This is a genomic window from Streptomyces sp. NPDC013455 (assembly GCF_040632975.1).
Taxonomy (GTDB): domain Bacteria; phylum Actinomycetota; class Actinomycetes; order Streptomycetales; family Streptomycetaceae; genus Streptomyces.
In genome coordinates, this window is the sequence record NZ_JBEYCX010000009.1 from 76527 (window position 1) to 96938 (window position 20412).

17 protein-coding genes are annotated in these 20412 nt (G+C 73.0%); 10 read left to right on the plus strand and 7 right to left on the minus strand.

Features of this window, described 5'->3' with window-relative positions:
- Positions 1-85: 85 nt before the first annotated feature.
- The gene (locus ABZ576_RS16750) at positions 86-934 is read right to left on the minus strand and encodes a diacylglycerol kinase (protein WP_360740790.1); all 849 of its coding nucleotides are present in this window, start codon (positions 932-934) and stop codon (positions 86-88) included.
- A 197-nt stretch (positions 935-1131) separates the two neighbouring features.
- On the opposite strand from ABZ576_RS16750, the gene ABZ576_RS16755 reads away from it, so the two are divergent.
- Positions 1132-2415, plus strand: a complete 1284-nt coding sequence (locus ABZ576_RS16755) for an adenylosuccinate synthase (protein WP_360740792.1) — start codon at positions 1132-1134, stop codon at positions 2413-2415.
- A gap of 71 nt (positions 2416-2486) precedes the next feature.
- Here ABZ576_RS16755 and ABZ576_RS16760 read toward each other — a convergent pair whose 3' ends face one another.
- The 3 genes from ABZ576_RS16760 to ABZ576_RS16770 form a co-directional block, all read right to left on the minus strand.
- Positions 2487-3137 (minus strand): hypothetical protein, encoded by a 651-nt coding sequence (locus tag ABZ576_RS16760; RefSeq protein ID WP_360740794.1) that lies wholly within the window; start codon positions 3135-3137, stop codon positions 2487-2489.
- A 112-nt stretch (positions 3138-3249) separates the two neighbouring features.
- Positions 3250-3945 (minus strand): GntR family transcriptional regulator, encoded by a 696-nt coding sequence (locus tag ABZ576_RS16765; RefSeq protein ID WP_360740797.1) that lies wholly within the window; start codon positions 3943-3945, stop codon positions 3250-3252.
- 114 nt (positions 3946-4059) lie between these two features.
- A complete protein-coding gene (locus ABZ576_RS16770) occupies positions 4060-5415 on the minus strand; it encodes an aspartate aminotransferase family protein (RefSeq protein ID WP_360740798.1) in 1356 nt (451 codons plus the stop codon).
- Positions 5416-5625: 210 nt separating this feature from the next.
- Here ABZ576_RS16770 and ABZ576_RS16775 point away from each other — a divergent pair, with 210 nt between their 5' ends.
- Positions 5626-7827, plus strand: a complete 2202-nt coding sequence (locus ABZ576_RS16775) for a serine/threonine-protein kinase (RefSeq protein WP_360741113.1) — start codon at positions 5626-5628, stop codon at positions 7825-7827.
- Between the two features lie 34 nt (positions 7828-7861).
- On the opposite strand, the gene ABZ576_RS16780 is transcribed toward ABZ576_RS16775, so the two are convergent.
- Complete coding sequence (locus ABZ576_RS16780; RefSeq protein WP_360740800.1) at positions 7862-8611, minus strand: SLATT domain-containing protein; 750 nt, start codon at positions 8609-8611, stop codon at positions 7862-7864.
- A 260-nt stretch (positions 8612-8871) separates the two neighbouring features.
- On the opposite strand from ABZ576_RS16780, the gene ABZ576_RS16785 reads away from it, so the two are divergent.
- The 7 genes from ABZ576_RS16785 to ABZ576_RS16815 all read left to right on the plus strand — a co-directional run bounded on the left by ABZ576_RS16785 (position 8872) and on the right by ABZ576_RS16815 (position 15310).
- Positions 8872-9213 (plus strand): YbaB/EbfC family nucleoid-associated protein, encoded by a 342-nt coding sequence (locus ABZ576_RS16785; protein WP_360740802.1) that lies wholly within the window; start codon positions 8872-8874, stop codon positions 9211-9213.
- A gap of 73 nt (positions 9214-9286) precedes the next feature.
- Positions 9287-9886 (plus strand): recombination mediator RecR, encoded by a 600-nt coding sequence (recR, locus tag ABZ576_RS16790; RefSeq protein ID WP_356151572.1) that lies wholly within the window; start codon positions 9287-9289, stop codon positions 9884-9886.
- Positions 9879-10541 carry a DUF5063 domain-containing protein gene (locus tag ABZ576_RS16795; RefSeq protein WP_360740803.1) on the plus strand — a complete coding sequence of 221 codons (663 nt, stop codon included), beginning with the start codon at positions 9879-9881 and terminating at the stop codon, positions 10539-10541. Before recR ends, ABZ576_RS16795 begins: the two co-directional genes overlap by 8 nt.
- 198 nt (positions 10542-10739) lie before the next feature.
- The gene (locus ABZ576_RS16800; RefSeq protein WP_360740805.1) at positions 10740-12011 is read left to right on the plus strand and encodes an aspartate kinase; all 1272 of its coding nucleotides are present in this window, start codon (positions 10740-10742) and stop codon (positions 12009-12011) included.
- A gap of 16 nt (positions 12012-12027) precedes the next feature.
- Positions 12028-13098, plus strand: a complete 1071-nt coding sequence (locus ABZ576_RS16805; protein ID WP_360740807.1) for an aspartate-semialdehyde dehydrogenase — start codon at positions 12028-12030, stop codon at positions 13096-13098.
- Between the two features lie 404 nt (positions 13099-13502).
- Complete coding sequence (locus ABZ576_RS16810) at positions 13503-14096, plus strand: SigE family RNA polymerase sigma factor (protein WP_360741115.1); 594 nt, start codon at positions 13503-13505, stop codon at positions 14094-14096.
- A 143-nt stretch (positions 14097-14239) separates the two neighbouring features.
- Entirely contained in the window at positions 14240-15310 is a 1071-nt protein-coding gene (locus ABZ576_RS16815; RefSeq protein ID WP_360740809.1) for a hypothetical protein, read from the plus strand.
- Positions 15311-15381: 71 nt separating this feature from the next.
- On the opposite strand, the gene ABZ576_RS16820 is transcribed toward ABZ576_RS16815, so the two are convergent.
- Positions 15382-16167, minus strand: a complete 786-nt coding sequence (locus ABZ576_RS16820) for an SURF1 family protein (protein WP_360740811.1) — start codon at positions 16165-16167, stop codon at positions 15382-15384.
- A gap of 258 nt (positions 16168-16425) precedes the next feature.
- Between ABZ576_RS16820 and ABZ576_RS16825 the strand changes: the two genes are divergently transcribed.
- Positions 16426-18240: a prolyl oligopeptidase family serine peptidase gene (locus tag ABZ576_RS16825; RefSeq protein ID WP_360740813.1), complete on the plus strand. Its 1815-nt coding sequence runs from the start codon at positions 16426-16428 to the stop codon at positions 18238-18240.
- A gap of 184 nt (positions 18241-18424) precedes the next feature.
- On the opposite strand, the gene ABZ576_RS16830 is transcribed toward ABZ576_RS16825, so the two are convergent.
- On the minus strand, positions 18425-20257 hold the full coding sequence (locus tag ABZ576_RS16830; RefSeq protein WP_360741117.1) for an NAD(P)-binding protein: 1833 nt from the start codon (positions 20255-20257) through the stop codon (positions 18425-18427).
- Positions 20258-20412 lie beyond the last annotated feature (155 nt).

Below are 20412 nucleotides of genomic sequence, written 5' to 3' on the forward strand. Positions count from 1 at the left end.
AGCAGGATGGTGGACGAGGGGTCCGCTCGGGAAGGGGTCTGCGTTGTTAAATATTTGTCACTAGACCTTTAGCTGGCCGTCGGGGTCATCGGTCGGCGGGCAGTACGAGCCCCCAGGCCGCTTCCTCCACCCGCCAGGTCCGCCGCCGTACCGGTCCCGACACCATCGCGTCCGCCCGGTACCGGAAGTCCGCCCCCGTGACCGTCACCGTCCGGCCGGAGGCGGGCAGCGGGGTCGCCTCCGCGCCCACCGACAGCGGCCGTACCTCCACCGACGCCAGCCCGCCCGGGCCCGGGACCACCGACACCGCCTCCACCGGCTGGCCCAGGTCCACCACGGTCTCCCCGTCGACCTCCACCCGCAGCCGGGTGGCGCCGGGTGCGGGCGCGGCGGCCGGCCGGGCGGGCCGGGCGGCCAGGGTGCGCACCAGGGAGCGGTACGTCGTCCGCAGCCAGGGGCGGCCGGAGCCGGCCGGCACCGGGTCCGCCGGCTCCCGGACGGGCGCCGACGGAATGGCCACCGTGCTCAGCACCACCCCGTCGCTGTCGTCCACCAGCAGGTCCAGCCGCCGCTCGACCCCGTCCAGCACGGCCCGCGCCGCCGCCACCGCACCACCGGGCACGCCCAGCGCCTCGGCGAGCGCGGTGTCCCCCACCGGCACCACCGACAGTGCGCATCCGGCCAGCTCGCGCTGCCGGTGCAGCAGGCCCACGGCCCGCACCAGGGCCCGGCCGTCACCGATCACCACCGGCCGCCGGGACCCCCTTCGGCCCAGGGCACGGGCGAATTCCTCCGGCCCCTCGGGAAGGCACACCTTGGCCGCCGCACCCGCGCTGAGCACGTCTTTCGCGATCCGGACGGACTCCGCGTCCGTATGCCGGGCCGCCGGATCAATGATCACCAGCAGCTGATCGGACGTCGCGAAAGTCGCCACCTCGGTCCTGCCTCGCTTCCTCGGGTAGCATCTTTGTGCAAGAGCCCCTTGCGCTATTGCGCCAGGGGCTTCGTCTATTCCGGGGCATCCGGTCCGACGGTTGTGCGACCAACGGCGGTCGCGGTGGTACGCGGCGGTGAACCTTACGCCCGCGCCCCCGACCTTGGACATGCCCCGCCCGGAAGGGGTGTACGCGCGTGCCCGCACTTGTGCTGCTCGGTGCTCAGTGGGGTGACGAAGGCAAGGGAAAGGCGACGGACCTGCTCGGTGGCTCCGTCGACTATGTGGTGCGTTATCAGGGCGGCAACAACGCCGGCCACACGGTGGTCGTCGGCGACCAGAAGTACGCACTCCACCTCCTCCCTTCCGGAATCCTCTCGCCTTCGTGTGTTCCGGTCATCGGCAACGGCGTCGTCGTCGACCCGTCGGTCCTGCTCTCCGAGCTGAGCGGTCTGAACGAGCGTGGCGTCGACACGTCCAAGCTCCTGATCAGCGGTAACGCGCACATCATCACGCCGTACAACGTGACCGTCGACAAGGTGACGGAACGCTTCCTCGGCAAGCGCAAGATCGGCACCACCGGCCGCGGCATCGGCCCGACCTACGCCGACAAGATCAACCGCGTGGGCATCCGGGTCCAGGACCTGTACGACGAGTCGATCCTGACCCAGAAGGTCGAGGCGGCCCTCGACGCCAAGAACCAGATCCTCACCAAGCTCTACAACCGGCGCGCCATCGCCGCCGGCCAGGTGGTCGAGGAGCTGCTGGGCTACGCCGAGCAGATCAGGCCGTACGTCGCCGACACCGTGCTGGTCCTCAACCAGGCCCTGGAGGACGACAAGGTCGTCCTCTTCGAGGGCGGCCAGGGCACCCTCCTGGACATCGACCACGGCACGTACCCCTTCGTCACCTCCTCGAACCCGACCGCGGGCGGCGCCTGCACCGGCGCCGGCGTGGGCCCGACGAAGATCAGCCGCGTCATCGGCATCCTCAAGGCCTACACGACCCGCGTCGGCGCGGGCCCGTTCCCGACCGAGCTCTTCGACGAGGACGGCGAGGCGCTGCGCCGCATCGGCGGCGAGCGCGGCGTCACCACCGGCCGCGACCGCCGCTGCGGCTGGTTCGACGCGGTCATCGCCCGCTACGCCACCCGCGTCAACGGCCTGACCGACTTCTTCCTCACCAAGCTCGACGTCCTCACCGGCTGGGAGCAGATCCCGGTCTGCGTGGCGTACGAGATCGACGGCGAGCGGGTCGAGGAGCTGCCGTACTCGCAGACCGACTTCCACCACGCCAAGCCGGTCTACGAGATGCTGCCGGGCTGGAGCGAGGACATCAGCAAGGCCAAGTCCTTCTCCGACCTGCCGAAGAACGCCCAGAACTACGTCAAGGCGCTGGAGGAGATGTCCGGCGCCCCGATCTCCGCGATCGGCGTGGGCCCGGGCCGGGACGAGACGATCGAGATCAACTCGTTCCTCTAGGCACCTCGCGGCAGCGCCCGCCGTTCCGCCTCCGGGCGGGACCGGCGGGCGCAGCCGTGTCGCCCGGTGGGTCAGCTGAAGACGATCATCGAGCCCTGGGCCAGGGAGCGGGTCGCCGCCGCGTGCAGGCCGAGCCAGACGTGCCGCTCGCGGGCGAAGGGGCTGGGGTCGTACGGGGCCGCGACGGCCGGTTCTTCCAGTTCGGTGGGGGCCGCCGGGGGCACCGGGGCCGCCGGCGGGTTCGCCGGGTCGATGCCGATCGACGGGGCCACGTACTGCAGTTCGCGCAGCAGGGTCTGCGAGGAGCCCAACGGGCCGCCGCCCGCGAGCAGTTCCTCGTTCGACAGCGGGTGCGGGAAGTCGACCGGGACGTACGCGCCCGCGTGGTCGTAGTGCCAGACCAGGTGCGACTGCTGGGCGGTCGGCTCGAACATCTCCAGCAACTGCTCGTAGTCACCGCCGAGCTCGTCCACCGGTGTCACCGGCAGCCCGCAGACCTGGAGCAGGTACGCCCGGCGCAGGAAGTGCAGGGCGTCGTAGTCGAAACCGGCGACCGGGGCGACGTCACCGGACAGGCCCGGCATGTACTGGTACACCGGCACCGGCGGCAGACCGGCCTCGGCCAGCGCTTTGTCGTACTGCGCGAGTTCCTCGGCGAAGGGGTTTTCCGGGGTGTGGCACAACACGTCCACGAGCGGTACCAGCCACAGGTCACAGGCCAAAAGAGGGCTCCTCGCGTCGGCAGGCGCGTGATCACGCACGGCAGCGGGTGGTCAGGGCAGGGTAGTCCGTACGACCCCGGGAGGCGCCCCCCGTACGGGCCGTACCGGTCACTTACCCGTTGGTCAGGTATTCCAGCAGCGCCAGCGAGTGGGCGTTGGAGTCGGCCACGATCGCCCGGGCGGTCCCGGCCTCGCGGCGGGCGAGCGCGTCGACCAGCTCGGTGTGCCGGGCCCAGAGCCGGCCGCGCAGATCGGGCAGCCGGAGCAGGTGCTGCACCGCGCAGACCCAGGACTGGACGCGCAGGCGGTGCAGGAAGTCGGCGAGGTAGGGGTTGCCGAACAGGGCGCTCAGCTCGCGCCAGAACCTCAGGTCGTAGCCGATGAGGATGGTGAGGTCGCCGGCGGTCGCGGCCCGCTGGGCCTCCTCGCCGCGGCGCCGCACGGTGGTCAGGGCGGCGGCCGTGCGGGGATCCTCGGGCGGGGTGCGGAAGGCGGGGTGGCCCGCGGTGAGGGCCTGGAACATGCCGTCGGTGACCAGGCTGCGGGCCTCGATCATGTTCCGGTAGTCGGTCACCGAGTACTCGGGCACGCGGAAGCCGCGGTGCTGGTCGGCCTCCAGCAGGCCCTGCGCGGACAGGTCGACCAGCGCCTCGCGGACGGGGGTGGCGGAGACGCCGTACTGGTCGGCGATCTCCTTGACGGTGAACGCCCGGCCCGGGCGCAGCCGCCCCGCCAGCACCTCGTCACGGAGCGCGTCCGCGATCTGCTGGCGCAGGGTGCTGCGCGTCACCGCGCCGGTGCCGGGCATGCTCGGGCCTCTCCTACGTGCTCGCTGTCGTTCCAGGACGCCGGGTGTCCCACGACGTCGTTCGAGCACGCCACCTTACGCGTTCGGATCGGCCCGGCGGCAGCCACCGTACGGTCACCCGATGTGTTCGTCGGCGGCGCTCAGCGCGGCGTCGAGCGCGGCCAGACCCTCCTTCAGCTCGGCCTCGGTCGCGTTGCACGGCGGGACGACGTGGGTGCGGTTCATGTTCACGAAGGGCCACAGGCCGTTCCGCTTGGCGGCGGCGGCGAACGCGGCCATCGGGGCGTTGGCCTCGCCCGCGGCGTTGTACGGCACGAGCGGCTCGCGGGTCTCCCGGTCCCGCACCAGCTCCAGCGCCCAGAACATGCCGACCCCGCGCACCTCGCCGACGCTCGGGTGCCGCTCGGCCAGCGCGGCGAGGCCGGGGCCGACGACCGTCTCGCCGAGCCGCCTGGCGTTCTCGACCACGCCCTCCTCCGCCATCACGTTGATCGTGGCGACGGCGGCGGCGCAGGCCAGCGGGTGCCCGGAGTAGGTGAGGCCGCCGGGGTAGGGCCGCTTGCCGAAGGTCTCGGCGATCTTCTCGGAGATGGCCACACCGCCCAGCGGCACGTAGCCCGAGTTGACCCCCTTGGCGAAGGTCATCAGGTCGGGGACCACGCCGAACAGGTCGGCCGCGAACCACTCGCCGGTCCGGCCGAAGCCGGCCATGACCTCGTCGAGGATGAAGACGATGCCGTACTTGTCGCAGATCTCCCGGACGCCGGCCAGGTAGCCGGGCGGCGGGACCATGATCCCGGCGGTGCCGGGGACGGTCTCCAGGATGACGGCGGCGATCGTCGCGGGCCCCTCGAAGGCGATCGTCGTCTCCAGGTGCTCCAGCGCCCGGGCGCACTCCTGCTCCTCGGTCTCGGCGTAGAAGCGGGAGCGGTAGAGGAACGGCGCCCAGAAGTGGACGACTCCGGCGGCGGCGCCGTCGGAGGCCCAGCGGCGCGGGTCACCGGTGAGGTTGACGGCCTGCTGGGTGCCGCCGTGGTAGGAGCGGTAGGCAGAGAGCACCTTCGGACGGCCCGTGTGCAGCCGGGCCATGCGCACCGCGTGCTCGACGGCGTCCGCGCCGCCGTTGGTGAAGAAGATCTTGTCCAGGTCGCCGGGGGTCCGCTCGGCGATCAGCCGGGCCGCCTCCGAGCGCGCCTCGACCGCGAACGCGGGCGCGAAGGTCGTCATCCGCGCGGCCTGCTCCTGGATCGCCGCGACGACCCTCGGGTGCTGGTAGCCGATGTTGGTGAAGACGAGTCCGCTGGTGAAGTCCAGGTACCGGGTGCCGTCGTAGTCCCAGAAGTAGGACCCCTCGGCGCCGGCGACGGCGAGCGGGTCGATGAGGTCCTGGGCCGACCAGGAGTGGAAGACGTGCGCGCGGTCCGCGGCCTTCACCGCGGCGCCGGCTTCGGGGCTGGGCTGAGGGGTCATGCCGGTGAGGGTAGATGTCCGCGATGCGGAAGCGACATCGGCGTCTTGTTCCGTGGGCGGGGGCAATCCGCGACAGGTTGTCGACGGGCGGGCGCCGGTGGCGTGGTCGGGGTCCTGTTACGCAACCGTAGACACCGGCCCGGGACCGCTGTCGCACCACCGCACTATTCTCGGTCGGTGCAGACCTACGGGGGGAAGGCGGGCGCGGGGATGGAGAAGCTGGGGGCGGGGGATCCGCTGGGGGCACCCCCGGCCGGAGGCTGGGGGAAGATCGGGGCCTACCGGCTCCTGGCGCGGCTCGGCGCGGGCGGGATGGGGCAGGTGTACCTGGCCCGCTCCGACCGGGGGCGCACCGTCGCGGTCAAGGTCGTCCGTGAGGAACTGGCCGAGCAGGAGGAGTTCCGGGCGCGGTTCCGGCAGGAGGTGGAGGCCGCGCGGCGGGTCGGCGGGTACTGGACCGCGCCCGTGCTGGACGCGGACACCGAGGCGGCCGTGCCGTGGGTGGCGACCGGGTACGTGGCCGGGCCGAGCCTCCAGCAGGTGGTCGGGCACGACCACGGCGCCCTGCCCGAGCGGTCGGTGCGGATCCTCGCGGCGGGGCTGGCGCAGGCGCTGCGGGACATCCACGCGGCCGGCATCGTGCACCGCGATCTGAAGCCGTCGAACGTGCTGGTGACCATCGACGGGCCCCGCGTGATCGACTTCGGGATCGCGCGGGCGCGGGAGACGGCCACCGCCGGCGGGGAGGGGCTCACCCGGACCGGGTCCCTCGTCGGGTCGCCCGGCTTCATGGCGCCCGAGCAGGTGCGCGGGGACCGCATCACACCGGCGTGCGACGTGTTCTGCCTCGGCTCCGTGCTGGCGTACGCGGCGACCGGCGCGATGCCCTTCGGGAGCGCGAACAGCGGCGTGCACGCGCTGATGTTCCGGATCGCCCAGGAGGAGCCGGACCTCACGGGGGTGCCCGAGGGGATCGCCGACCTGGTGCGCGACTGCCTGCGCAAGGAGCCGGAGGCGCGGCCCTCGCTGGAGGCGATCCTGGAGCGGACCGGGGTGGAGGACACCGTGGTCGGCGGCCGGTCCCGGGACCCGTGGCTGCCGGGCTCGCTGGTCGCCCAGCTGGGCCGGCACGCCGTGCGGCTGCTGGAGGTGGAGAACCCGGAGCGGGGTGCGGGGGGATCACCGGGTGCGGGTGCGGGTGCGGGTATGGGCGCGGGCGTCGGAGCGTCGGGGAACGGTGTGCCTCCGGCACCGCCCGTTCCGCCCTCGCCGCCGGCCGCGGGGGCAGGGGGTGCCGGGACGCTTCCCGGGGGTGCGCGTGGCTCGGCCGAGCATGCCGCCGTGGCCGACGGGGGTCCGGGGCCGTCCGGTACCCCCGGGGCCGGCGGCCAGGTGAACCACCTGCCCACCGTCGCCGCCGCGCAGGCACCGCCGTCCGGCATGCCGCCGGCACCGGCTCGGCCGGGAATCGGCGCGGCACCCGGGGCGTACGGCACGCCGTATCCCCAGCAGTACCAGGATCCCCACCAGCAACACGGGAACCAGCAACACCAAAACCAGCAGCACCCGAACCCGCAACACCAAAACCAGCAACACCAGAACCAGCAACACCCGAACCAGCAGCCCCCGCAGCCTCCGCACCAGCCCCAGCAGCACCAGCAGTACCCGCACGTCCCCCAGCAGCACGCCCCGCCCGGTGCCTACGGCTATCCGCAGCAGTCCGGCGCCGCGGGCTGGGGCGGGGCGCAGCAGCCGTACCAGCCCTACGGCGGCGGGCTCGGTTCCACCCCGCCGTACGGGCCGCCGGCCGTCGGAGTGCCCGCCGAGCCGGAGCGGCGCAACGGGCGCTCCACCGCCCTGCTCGTGGTGATCGCGCTGGTCGTGGCGCTGGCCGCGGGCGGTTCGGTGTACGCGCTGATGAAGAACGGCGACGGCACCGACGACAAGGCGACCGGCACCGTCAGCCCCGCGCCGACCGGCACCTCCGGACCGCCGGCCACCTCGGGGGCGCCCACGCCGACCACCTCGGCGCCGTCCCCGTCCGCCTCCGCCGCCGGGGCGATACCGGAGGCGTACCTGGGCACCTGGCGGACGACGATCGACAACGCCGACGGGGCGAACACCCGTGAACTCACCATCCGCCAGGGCGAGGTGGGGGACACCGTGCTGACGCTGGTCGCGGACGGGCCGACCGACGGCGGCGGGTCGTACCACTGCGTCTTCGAGGCGACGCTCTCCGCGGAGCCCGGCGACAACGGGCCGTTGGCGATCGGGCCGTCCACCGTCACCACCGGTGAACCCGCCTCCTCCTGCACCCCGGGCGAGGCCACCGAGGTCACCCTGCTGCCGGACGGACGGCTGAAGCGGGCGAAGGCGAGCGGCGGCGAGAGCCTGACGTACACCAAGGAGTGAGCGGCCGGCTGGATCGATCCGGCGCCGAAAGGCGCTATCGGGGCTCGGGCGGCCGTTGCCGGGGCATGTTGGGCCGGCTGCCGTTCGCCGGCGGCAGGGAGAAACGGCCTCCGCCGGCCCCGCCCTCCTGCCGCGGCACCGCCGCCACCGCCGTCTGGATCCCGAGCGGTGCCGCGCCGGTGCGAAACTCCACCATCCAGTCCGCCGTCTCCGCGCGCACCAGCTCCGTGATGTCCTCCGCGAACCGCCGCAGCACCGACAGGCACCGCTCGGCCGCCTCGCTCGCCGTGCCCTCCGCCGGCCCCAGCACCTCCCGCACGCTCTCCGACGCCCAGTCGAACTGGAACGACTGGAGCCGTCGCTGCACCGCCTGCGCGGTGGCCACGTCCCGCATCCAGCCGGAGGTGACCCCGAAGTACCGGTCGACGCCGACGGAGGCGGCCGTCAGGAGCAGCGCCAGGCAGCCCCAGGGTGCCACGCCGCCGGCCACCCCGGTGAGGTCCAGCAGGGGCAGCGCCGCCCCGGCCACCGCTCCCGCCGCCGCGCCGGTGCGCAGGACGCGCGCGCCGCGCCGCTTCCAGATCCGGTCCCGCAGGTACCAGGCCGTGGTCTCCAGTGCCCGGCGCTCCGCCCACCGGTACAGCTCGTCCAGCCGTTCGGCGGGCTCGCCCCAGTCCCCGAGCGGGAAGGCCCGCCCGGTCAGGTCGCCCGGCCGCAGTCCGGCGGCACCCTCGCCCCGCCCGTCCTGAGGCGGACCCTCGGGCTGCATCTCCGGCTGACCCACCCGGCACTCCCTACTGATCACGACCGGTCACGTTGCGTGACATTCCATGCCGACGCGCGGGCACCTTCCTACCGCCCAATGGGTGGCGGAGAGGGAGCTTCCCCCACTTTTCCGCTCGGAAGAGGGCCTTGATCAGGTATAGGGCTGTCGTCACCTTCACTCGAAAGAGTGGCGCAGCAGTGGCCGCGTGGACCACGTAGGCTCGTTGACGACGGAGAAAAACGTCGGAGACAACGACGGAAAACGGCGAGGAGCTGATCGTGATCCCCGGTGGCCAGCCCAACATGCAGCAGTTGCTCCAGCAGGCCCAGAAGATGCAGCAGGACCTGCAGCGGGCGCAGGAGGAACTGGCGAACACGGAGGTCGACGGGCAGGCGGGCGGCGGACTGGTGACGGCCACCGTCACCGGCGCGGGCGAACTGCGCGCGCTGAAGATCGACCCGCGGGCGGTGGACCCGGAGGACACCGAGACCCTCGCCGACCTGGTCGTGGCCGCCGTGCAGGCGGCCAACGAGAACGCGCAGACGCTCCAGCAGCAGAAGCTCGGCCCGCTGGCCCAGGGCCTCGGCGGCGGCAGCGGCATCCCGGGGCTGCCGTTCTGACGCATCCGCCTTCCGGGCGGAGGCGGAAGCCAACTACGGTACGTACCGAAAGGTCTCCAGGAAAGGCAGTCCGTTGTACGAAGGCGTGGTCCAGGACCTCATCGACGAGCTGGGACGGCTGCCCGGCGTCGGTCCCAAGAGCGCGCAGCGGATCGCCTTCCACATCCTCCAGGCCGAGCCGACGGACGTGAAGCGGCTCGCACAGGCGCTGCTGGAAGTGAAGGCGAAGGTCCGCTTCTGCGCGACCTGCGGCAACGTGGCGCAGGAGGAGCTGTGCGGCATCTGCCGCGACCCGCGCCGCGACCCCGCCGTCATCTGCGTGGTGGAGGAGCCGAAGGACGTCGTCGCGATCGAGCGCACCCGTGAGTTCCGGGGCCGCTACCACGTGCTCGGCGGGGCGATCAGCCCGATCGAGGGTGTGGGACCCGACGACCTGCGTATACGAGAACTTCTCGCGCGGTTGGCCGACGGGACGGTCACGGAACTGATCCTGGCGACGGATCCGAATCTGGAGGGCGAGGCGACGGCGACGTACCTCGCTCGCATGATCAAGCCCATGGGCCTGAAGGTCACCCGCCTGGCCAGCGGCCTCCCGGTGGGTGGCGACCTGGAATACGCGGACGAGGTGACCCTCGGCCGCGCCTTCGAGGGGAGACGACTCCTAGATGTCTGACGCCACGCTGCACGCCTCGACGCAGAACCCGGACGACTTCGTGGTCCAGATCGCGGACCAGGTCGAGAGCTTCCTGGTGGCCGTCACGGAGGTGGCGAAGGGCGACGAACCGGAATCGGCCGTCCCCTTCCTCCTCCTTGAGGTCTCCCAGCTGCTGCTGGCCGGCGGCCGGCTAGGCGCGCACGAGGACATCGTCCCCGACGAGCGCTACGAGCCCGACCCCGGTCCCGAGCCGGACCTGGACGAGCTCCGCGAGAACTTCGCGCGTCTGCTGGACCCCGTCGACGTCTACTCCGAGGTCTTCGACCCGTACGAGCCGCGCAAGGCCCCGGTGCCGGCACGCATCTCCGACGACCTCGCCGACATCATCAGCGACCTGCGGCACGGCATGGCCCACTACCGGGCGGGCCGGGCCACCGAGGCGCTGTGGTGGTGGCAGTTCTCCTACTTCTCCAACTGGGGTCCGACGGCCTCCGCCGTGCTGCGCGCGCTGCAGTCCGTCCTCATCCACGTCCGGCTGAACCAGCCCCTGGAGGAGCTGGACGGCCTGGACACGGACCAGGCCACCATGGGCGACGAGACGCTGGAGTTCGAGGCGGGGCGGGTCATGGCCCAGGAGATCGGCGGCCGGCTGGGGCTCCAGCCGGGCCAGTAGCCCCCGCGCCGGCGGTCCGCCGCCCGGTCCGGCTGTGAGCCGGGGCACTTTCCGAGTGCCGGGCGGCACGCTGGGCAGGTGCCGGTAGCGGACGTCCGCCGTCCGCCCGCTCCCATGTCTCACCATGCGGGAGCAGGGCGGTGGGATTCGGACGCTCGTTAGACTGAGCCGACACAACGAACCGAGCGAGGAGCGCACGTGGGCCTTGTCGTGCAGAAGTACGGAGGCTCCTCCGTAGCCGATGCCGAAGGCATCAAGCGCGTCGCCAAGCGGATCGTGGAAGCGAAGAAGAACGGCAACCAGGTTGTCGTCGTCGTTTCCGCGATGGGCGACACGACGGACGAGCTGATCGATCTCGCCGAGCAGGTTTCTCCCATGCCTGCCGGGCGGGAATTCGACATGCTGCTGACCGCCGGAGAGCGGATCTCCATGGCCCTGCTGGCGATGGCGATCAAAAACCTGGGCCACGAGGCCCAGTCCTTCACCGGCAGCCAGGCAGGCGTCATCACCGACTCGGTCCACAACAAAGCCCGGATCATCGATGTGACGCCGGGCCGGATCCGCGAGTCCCTGGACAAGGGCAACATCGCGATCGTCGCCGGTTTCCAGGGCGTCAGCCAGGACAAGAAGGACATCACCACGCTGGGGCGCGGTGGGTCCGACACGACGGCCGTGGCGCTGGCCGCCGCGCTCGACGCCGAGGTCTGCGAGATCTACACCGACGTCGACGGTGTGTTCACCGCCGACCCGCGTGTGGTCAAGAAGGCGAAGAAGATCGACTGGATCTCCTTCGAGGACATGCTGGAGCTCGCGGCCTCCGGCTCCAAGGTGCTGCTCCACCGCTGTGTGGAGTACGCCCGCCGCTACAACATCCCGATCCACGTCCGTTCCTCGTTCAGCGGACTTCAGGGCACGTGGGTCAGCAGTGAGCCGATTGGGGACCAGAAGGTGGAGCAGGCCATCATCTCCGGTGTCGCGCACGACACCTCCGAGGCCAAGGTCACGGTCGTCGGCGTGCCGGACAAGCCGGGTGAGGCCGCCGCGATCTTCCGGACCATCGCCGATGCCGAGATCAACATCGACATGGTCGTGCAGAACGTGTCCGCCGCCTCCACCGGCCTGACGGACATCTCCTTCACGCTGCCGAAGACCGAGGGCCGCAAGGCCATCGACGCGCTGGAGAAGAACAAGCCGGGCATCGGCTTCGACTCGCTGCGCTACGACGACCAGATCGGCAAGATCTCCCTGGTCGGCGCCGGTATGAAGACCAACCCGGGGGTCACCGCCTCCTTCTTCGAGGCGCTGAGCAACGCCGGCGTGAACATCGAGCTGATCTCGACCTCCGAGATCCGCATCTCGGTCGTCACCCGCGCCGACGACGTACCGGAGGCCGTGCGCGCCGTGCACACCGCCTTCGGACTCGACTCGGACACCGACGAGGCCGTCGTCTACGGAGGCACCGGCCGATGAGCCGGGGTACCGGCCGATGACCGGCAAGCCGACGCTCGCGGTCGTGGGGGCGACCGGAGCCGTCGGCACGGTCATGCTCCAGATCCTGTCCCAGCGCGCGGACATCTGGGGCGAGATCCGCCTGATCGCCTCCCCCCGCTCGGCCGGCCGCAAGCTGGCCGTGCGCGGGGAGGAGGTCGAGGTGATGGCCCTGACGGAGGACGCCTTCGCCGGGGTCGACATCGCGCTGTTCGACGTCCCGGACGAGGTCGCCGCCGCGTGGGCGCCCGTCGCCGCCGCGCGCGGCGCGGTCGTCGTCGACGACTCGGCCGCCTTCCGGATGGAACCGGACGTGCCGCTGGTGGTGCCCGAGGTCAATCCGCACGCGCTGCGGAACCGGCCGCGCGGCATCGTCGCCGGCCCCGACGGCACCACCCTGACGATGATCGTCGCCCTGGGCGCGCTGCACGCCGAGTTCGGCCTGCGCGAGCTGGTGGTGTCGTCGTACCAGGCGGTGAGCGGGGCCGGGCGGGCCGGCGTGGAGACGCTGCGGGCCCAGCTGTCCCTGGTGGCCGGCACCGAACTGGGCACCAAGCCCGGGGACGTACGGCGGGCCGTCGGGGACCACACCGGGCCGTTCCCGGAGCCGGTCGCGCTCAACGTCGTCCCGTGGGCCGGAACGCTGCGGGAGGACGGCTGGTCGTCGCAGGAGATGAAGGTCCGCGACGAGTCCCGGAAGATCCTCGGCCTGCCGAAGCTGCCGGTCGCCGTGACCTGTGTGCGGGTGCCGGTGGTCACCACCCACTCGCTGACCGTCCACGCCCGCTTCCAGCGCGAGGTCGGCGTCGACGGCGCCCGGGAGATCCTCGCCACCGCGCCGGGCGTGGTGCTGTGCGACGATCCGGCCGCCGGCGAGTTCCCCACCCCCGCCGACGTGGTGGGCACCGATCCGACCTGGGTCGGCCGGGTGCGGCGGGCGCTGGACGATCCGACCGCGCTCGAACTCTTCGTCTGCGGTGACAACCTGCGCAAGGGCGCCGCGCTGAACTGCGTGCAGATCGCGGAGCTGATCGCCGCCGAGCCGGCGGAGCCGGACGGTCCCGCCTGACGGCTGCGTAGGATCTGTACAAGCAGTGTGGCCGGGAGCATGGTCCAATCCACTTGATCCGCTCCTCTTGGCGACAGAGGATTTTCTCTCCCCGCTTTCCGCAACCGTACGGAGGGCGGGGAGCGTCTTTGCGGTCACCCTTGTGGGGCCTGGGACGTGATGATCCTGGCGTGGGGACGCCGTGATCGGGGCGTGGGGACGCCCGTTCAAATGGGATATAAGGGAAGAGCGGGACGCATGACGGCACTTGAGGCACCGTCGGTTGTCGCACATGTGACGTCCGGCACGTACAACCCCCGAGGGGGGAAACGTGTCCAACTGGCGTGGCAGAGGTACTCGAACTATCCCGCGGCGCCGCGGCCCTGCGGCCCCGCGCGGCGCTCCGGCCCCGCTCGTCCGGCGGCATGCCGGTGATCGCGCCCATGCCCGCAGCGCGGCCCGCCCGCATACCCAGTCAGCGTGACGGCGCCGAGGAGACCGCGGGTGCCGTGGCGACCGAGGCCGTCGGCACGACCGTCGACCACCTCACCGAGACCTACCGGGCGCACTACCGCTCGCTGCTCGGCCTCGCGGCGCTCCTGCTCGACGACACCGCCTCCTGCGAGGATGTCGTCCAGGAGGCGTTCATCCGCGTCCACTCGGCCCGCAAGCGCGTCCGCGACCCCGAGAAGACCCTCGCCTACCTGCGGCAGACGGTCGTCAACCTGTCCCGCTCCACGCTGCGCCGGCGCATCCTCGGCCTCAAGCTGCTCTCCAAGCCGATGCCCGACATGGCGAGCGCGGAGGAGGGCGCCTACGACCAGCTGGAGCGCCGCGACCTGATCAAGGCCATGAAGGGCCTCCAGCGCCGCCAGCGCGAGGTCCTGGTGCTGCGCTACTTCGCGGACATGACCGAGGCCCAGGTCGCCGAGACGCTCGGCATATCCCTGGGCTCGGTGAAGGCGTACGGCTCGCGCGGCATCGCCGCGCTGCGGGTGGCCATGGAGGCACCGGCATGAGCGACCGCGCCGAAGGGGGCGATTCCCATGACGGTCACTCCCACGAGCGTCACTCCCATGAACGTCACGAGCCCTACGCCTGGCGTGAGCCGACACGGCGCGAGGGCCAGGAGCACACGCAATCGCATGCTGGGAACGGAACTGTGAACGACGGCCCCGACGACAAGGACCGCGAGGGGCTCGGCCCGGCCGGCGACGGGCTCGACTCGGACGAGCTGGCCCTGCGCCGCCTGCTGCACTCGGCGGTCGACGACATCCAGCCGCGCTCCGGCACGCTGGACCGGCTGCGCCGCGCCGTCCCCGCGCGCCGCGCCCGCAAGCGGCAGGCGGCGGTCGGCATGGCCGCGGCGGCCCTGTTCATCGGCACCGCGGTCCCCGCCCTCGTGCACGTCTCCCACTCCGGCGGCTCCGACCCCAACACCGCCATGGCCGGCCAGACCTCCCAGGCACAGGGCGGCACCGGCCAGGGCAAGGACAAGGGCGGCGACAAGGGCGTCGAGAAGGACTCCCACGACAAGCCGGACAAGCCCGGCAAGGAGCCCGGCAAGCCCGGCTCCAAGCACACCGAGGACGGCCACGGCGGCGGCTCCACCAGTGGCGCCGATCCCGCCGCCACCACGGCCGCGGGCATCCCGCTGTGCACGGTCGACCAGCTGAGCTCCGCCACCGGCACGGTGAACGCGCCCGACTCCGCGGGTGCCGTCTACGGCGTCTTCCGGGTCACCAACATCTCCGCCACCGCCTGTACCGTCGGCGGCCCCGGCACCGTCTACGCCGCCGCCCAGGGCGCCGCCGACCCCGCCAGGGTCCTCACCGCCCGCCATGTGGCCGGGGACGCGGCGACCGCCCTGCCCGACCCGTCCCTGGAGTCCGCCTCGCTGGTCCTCCAGCCCGGTGCGGCGTACGAGGAGAAGTTCGCCTTCGTGCCCTCGGAGACCTGCCCCACCACCGGCGGCGACGCGGGCGGCAGCAGCACCGGCGGGCCCTCGCCGGACCCGACGCCGACCGAGGACGAAGGTGCCTCCGGCGCCACCACGACCGACACCGGCGCCTCGACGGGCACCACGACCCAGCTGATGACCGAGGAGGGCGTGGCCGACGGCAGCATCGCCGTCACCCACACCGCCCAGGGCGGCGCCCCTTCCACGACGGCGGTGGTCCCGGGGGCGTGCGCGGGGACCGTCTACTACACCGGGGTGCTGGCGGGGGCCTGACGCCCCGCGGGCTCGGCGCCCCTCCGGGGGCGCTCCCCACCGCCGTACCCGAGGCGCGGCACCGGCACCGGTCAGCCGGTGGTCACCGGTGTCTGCTCCTCCGGCACCAGGCCCAGCGCGGCGTCCCGCTGGAACTCCACCTCGCGCCGCAGCAACCGGAACCACATGAACACCACGAACCCGGCGAACACGAACCACTCGCCGGTGTAACCGAGGTTCTGGAACGCCTTGAGATCCAGACCCGTACCGGTGGGCACGCTCGCGGGCACCGCCTTCATCCCCGCGTCGCCCTTGTCGAGCGTGACCCACGCGTCGTACAGCCGGTCCGGCACCAGGTTCACCAGCGACGCCGAACTGATCGCCGCGGTCTGCCCGGCCGGCAGCCCGCCCTGGGCGCTCACCCCGTTGTCCCCCGGGGTCTCGGACGCCTGCAGCGCCCCGGTGACGGTGACCTCACCGGCGGGCGCGGCGGGAGCCTTCGCGGCATCCGCCCGGCCCGGCAGCCACCCCCGCACCACGGGCAGCGACCTGCCGGAGTCGGTGCGCAGCAGGGTGAGGACGTAGAAACCGCGCTTGCCGTCCAGCTCCCGTCCGGGCACCAGCAGCTGCTCGCCGTACCGCCCGCTCGCGGTGACCCGCCGCCCCGAGGTGCTCTTGTCGACGGGCAGCATCGTCTCCAGCGGGCGCGCGCCCTCGCTCCGGCCCGACGCGACCTGGTCGGTGGCGGCGCGGTGGTCCTGCACCCGGCCCTCGAAGCGGCTCAGCTGCCAGGACCCCATGAAGACGCAGAACGGGATGGCGAGCAGCACGAAGACGTTGATGCCCCACCAGCGGGGTGTCAGCAGGAAGCGGTACACGCCCTCCACGGTACGGCGCCCGCGACGGTGGCCCGGCCGCGGGTCGGCCTTGTCCGCCGTCGGCGAGTCGGCCGGCGGACGCGGCCGCCGTCGGCCGGCGGAGGCGGTCGGGGTCGGTCGGGGTCGGTCGGCGGAGGCCACCGGGAACGGGTGGAGAGGCGACGGCAACGCCCATGGTCCGGAAGTTGTCCACAGGCTGCGCACACCCGTCACCCGAATGTCGTCGCGGCCAGGCAATATGGGCGCATGACTGGGGCCATGAGTGAGAGCAGCGCGTCGAGCACGCAGCACACGCCGGACATGCCGGACTGGGAGAAGCGCTTCCGGGCGCCACGGGTCTCGCTGCCCGACTGGGCGGAGGACGCACCGGACCGTGCCCTGTTCGTGTCGAACGCGACGGGCACGTACGAGCTGTACGCCTGGGACCGCGCGACGGGTGAGCAGCGGCAGGCGACGCACCGTCCGAACGGCACGACGGACGGCGTGCTCTCCCCGGACGGCGCGTGGATCTGGTGGTTCGACGACAAGGACGGCGACGAGTTCGGGATCTGGCGCCGCCAGCCCTTCGCGGGCGGACCGGACGAGCCGGCGGTGCCCGGCCTCGGCCCCTCGTACCCGGCCGGACTCGCCCTCTCCCGGGACGGCCGCACGGCGGTCGTCGGCCGCTCCACGGACGAGGACGGCACGACGATCCACCTCGCGCGCGAGGGCGCGGACCCGGTGGAGATCTACCGGCACCGCGAGTCGGCGGGCGTCGGCGACCTCTCGCACGACGGCACCCTGATCGCCGTCGAGCACACCGAGCACGGTGACGCCATGCACGCGGCGCTGCGCGTCCTGCGCCCCGACGGCACGACCGTCGCCGAACTGGACGACACCAAGGGCGGCACCGAGGAGCTGGGCCTTGAGGTGCTGGGCTTCGCCCCGGTCGACGGCGACACCCGGCTGCTCATCGGCCACCAGCGCCGGGGCCGCTGGGAGCCGCTGGTGTGGGACGTGGCGACGGGCGAGGAGACGGACCTCGCCCTGGACCTGCCCGGCGACGTCAGCGCGGAGTGGTACCCGGACGGCTCGGCGCTGCTCGTCGTGCACGGCTTCGAGGCCCGCAGCGAGCTGTTCCGGTACGACGTGGCGGCCCGCGAGCTGACCCGCGTCCCCACCCCGCCCGGCACGGTCTCCGGTGCGACGGCCCGCCCCGACGGCAGCGTGGAGTACCTGTGGTCGTCGGCCGCCGAACCGCCGGCGGTGCGCTCCACGGCCGGCACGGTGGTGCTGGACCCGCCCGGCATGGCCTGCCCGCCCTCGGTGCCCGTGGAGGACGCCTGGGTGGAGGGCCCCGGCGGCCGCATCCACGCCCTGATCCAGAAGCCGGCGGGTGCCAGTGGCCCCCTGCCCACCGTCTTCGACCTGCACGGCGGCCCCACCTGGCACGACAGCGACGCCTTCGCGGCGGGCCCGGCCGCGTGGGTCGACCAGGGGTACGCGGTGATCCGCATCAACTACCGCGGCTCCACCGGCTACGGCCGCGCCTGGACCGACGCCCTCAAGCACCGGGTCGGCCTGATCGAGCTGGAGGACGTGGCCGCGGTCCGCGACTGGGCGGTCGCCTCCGGCCTCGCCGACCCCGCCCGCCTGGTCCTCACCGGCGCCTCCTGGGGCGGCTACCTCACCCTGCTCGGCGTCGGCACCCAGCCGGAGTCCTGGGCGGTGGGCATCGCCGTGGTGCCGGTCGCGGACTACGTCACGGCGTACCACGACGAGATGGAGGCCCTGAAGGCCATGGACCGCACCCTGCTGGGCGGCACCCCCGAGGAGGTCCCCGAGCGCTTCGCGGCGTCCTCCCCGCTGACCTACGTCGACCAGGTCAAGGCCCCGGTCTACATCTCCGCGGGCGTCAACGACCCGCGCTGCCCGATCCGCCAGATCGACAACTACGTGAAGAGACTGGAGTCCCGCGGCGCGGTCCACGAGGTCTACCGCTACGACGCCGGTCACGGCTCACTGGTGGTGGACGAGCGGATCAAGCAGGTGCGACTGGAGATGGAGTTCGCCCAGCGGCACCTGCCCGCCTGACCCTCCGGCCGTCCGACCGCCTGCCCCTCCGGCCGGGCACCTGCCCGCCCGGCCCTCCGGCCCTCTGCCCGCCGCTCTCCGGCCCCTCTGCCCGGCTCTGCGGCTCTCTGTCCGCCCGGCTCTGCGGCCCTCCGGCTCTCCGGCCCTCGGTCGGTCCGCCGGGCCCTCCGGCCGGGGCTCGCGGTCAGCGCAGTTCCGCCAGTCCCCGGCGGGTGGCGGCGACCACCACCCGGTCGCCCTTTTCCAGGACGTGATCGGACGGCGTGCCGGTCCGGCCCTCCAGCGCCAGCACCCGCCAGGCGCCGGACCGGAACGCCTCCGCCACGGTGCGGCCTTCCAGCTGGGGGTGGCCGTCCACGTCCACCGCGGCGAACAGCAGCACCCGCCGCTCCACGGCGACGGCCCCCAGCACCTGCCGCCCGAGCATCGCCCCGGCGAACGCCGGAGCGGCCAGGTGGGTGACGCTCCGGCTGCGGGTCAGCGCGTGCGGGTAGGCGGCCCGCAGGGTGCGGTACACGGCGGTGGCGAAGTCGTCGTCGTACAGCCGCAGCACCACGCGCAGATCGGGCCGCAGGGTCCGCGCGTACAGCACGGCCTCCAGGTTCGTGGTGTCGGCGCTGGTCACCGCGAGCAGGGTCTGGGCCCGGTGGATCTGGGCGGCCTCCAGGACGCCTTCCTGGGTGACGTCACCGAGCACCACCGGCACCCGCAGCCGCCGAGCGGCGGCGAGCCCCCGCGCCTCCGGGTCGGACTCGACACAGACCACCGGGATGTTCAGCTCGCGCAGCCGGGTCAGCACCCGGGTGCCGATCTTGCCCAGACCGAGCAGCACGACGTGCCCGTTCAGCCCGCGGGGCGGCTTGCGCAGGGCGGAGGCGGTGCGGAAGGTGCCGAACGTCTCCAACGCGGCGGCCAGCAGCACCGGCAGGAGCAGCAGTCCCACCAGCGCGGAGAGGAGCTGGAGGAGCTGGCGGCCCAGGGGCGACCCGAGGGCCGGGTCGTCGATCGCGAACAGGTCGAGGAGGGTGATGTAGAACGCCCGCAGCGGATGGATGCCGGTCACCAGCCACAGGGCGACGGCCAGGCCGATGACACAGCCGGCCAGCACGGCCAGGGACCAGCGCAGCCGGCGGGAGAACAGGGAGGCGAGGGGCGGGACACCGGCCAGCCCGCGCCGGCCGGGCACGGCGGACTCCGGGCCGGCCGCGGCGGAGACCTGCTCCAGCACCACGGCCTGCCGTCCGACGGCCTGTCGTACCTGCGCGTCGTCGGGCAGCAGGCGCGGCTGCTGCTCCCCGGGGCCGTCCGGGCCGTCGGCGCCGGCCGGGTCACCGCCCGACAGCAGGGCGAGGGTGCACAGCCCGGTGCCGGGTCCGTCCGCGGGCAGCGGCCGTTCCACGGCCCGCAGCAGCAGGCCCTCGGTCTGGACGACCCTGCTGGTGCCGGTCACGGCGGTCGCCGCCAGCGCGGGCGCGGCGGTGTCGGCGTCGGACAGCACGGTCGTGGAGGTCTCGGCAGCGGCGCCCGCGCCGCCGGCACCGTCTCCGGCGGCCAACGCGGCGGCCTGATCGAGGAGTTCCTCGATGTGCTGGCCCAACCGCCGGTTGTACAGGCGCAGGACGAGCCGGAGCCGGGGGTTGAGCCGACGGGCGGTCAGGGCGGCGCGGATGTTCGTCTCGTCGTCGTCGTACACGAGGGCCAGCGCGGCGGCCCGGGCCACGCCCGCCTCGGCGAGCACCGCCTCGGTCGGCTCGGCGGCCTCCCACACGCCCTCGCCGTCCGGGCGCTGGCCGGGCGCGGCGCCGGGGGGCTGCCCGGCCCCGCCGGTCCGGCCGCCCACCGCCGCGCTGACCACGCGGTCGAACAGCGCCGCCGACGCGGCCCGCGCCCGGCCGACCACCGGGGGACGGGCGGTGCGCCCGTTCGGCGGCACGACGAGGGTCACCTGCTCGCCGTAGACCCCGCGCAACTCGGCCGCCAGCCGGTGCGCGAGCCCGTCGTCGCCGCACACCACCATGTGCGCCGGCGGGGCCCCCGGCCCCCCTTGGTACGGAACGCTCGCCACAAGGGAGAAGAGTGCCCCAAGGAGATGCGTGGTTCCAGCAACGGCCTGAACGCCCGTACGACGGCCCGCGTACTGACGGGGAGGGAGAGCAGCAGCCGGAGGTAACC

Excerpts from the sequence above, each read along its gene's own strand:
- ABZ576_RS16770 (WP_360740798.1), bottom strand. The coding sequence starts at position 5,415 with ATGACCCCTCAGCCCAGCCCCGAAGCCGGCGCCGCGGTGAAGGCCGCG.
- ABZ576_RS16805 (WP_360740807.1), top strand. The coding sequence starts at position 12,028 with ATGACCGGCAAGCCGACGCTCGCGGTCGTGGGGGCGACCGGAGCCGTC.
- ABZ576_RS16810 (WP_360741115.1), top strand. The coding sequence starts at position 13,503 with ATGCCGGTGATCGCGCCCATGCCCGCAGCGCGGCCCGCCCGCATACCC.
- ABZ576_RS16775 (WP_360741113.1), top strand. The coding sequence starts at position 5,626 with ATGGAGAAGCTGGGGGCGGGGGATCCGCTGGGGGCACCCCCGGCCGGA.
- ABZ576_RS16830 (WP_360741117.1), bottom strand. The coding sequence starts at position 20,257 with ATGGTGGTGTGCGGCGACGACGGGCTCGCGCACCGGCTGGCGGCCGAG.
- ABZ576_RS16795 (WP_360740803.1), top strand. The coding sequence starts at position 9,879 with ATGTCTGACGCCACGCTGCACGCCTCGACGCAGAACCCGGACGACTTC.
- ABZ576_RS16825 (WP_360740813.1), top strand. The coding sequence starts at position 16,426 with ATGAGTGAGAGCAGCGCGTCGAGCACGCAGCACACGCCGGACATGCCG.
- ABZ576_RS16765 (WP_360740797.1), bottom strand. The coding sequence starts at position 3,945 with ATGCCCGGCACCGGCGCGGTGACGCGCAGCACCCTGCGCCAGCAGATC.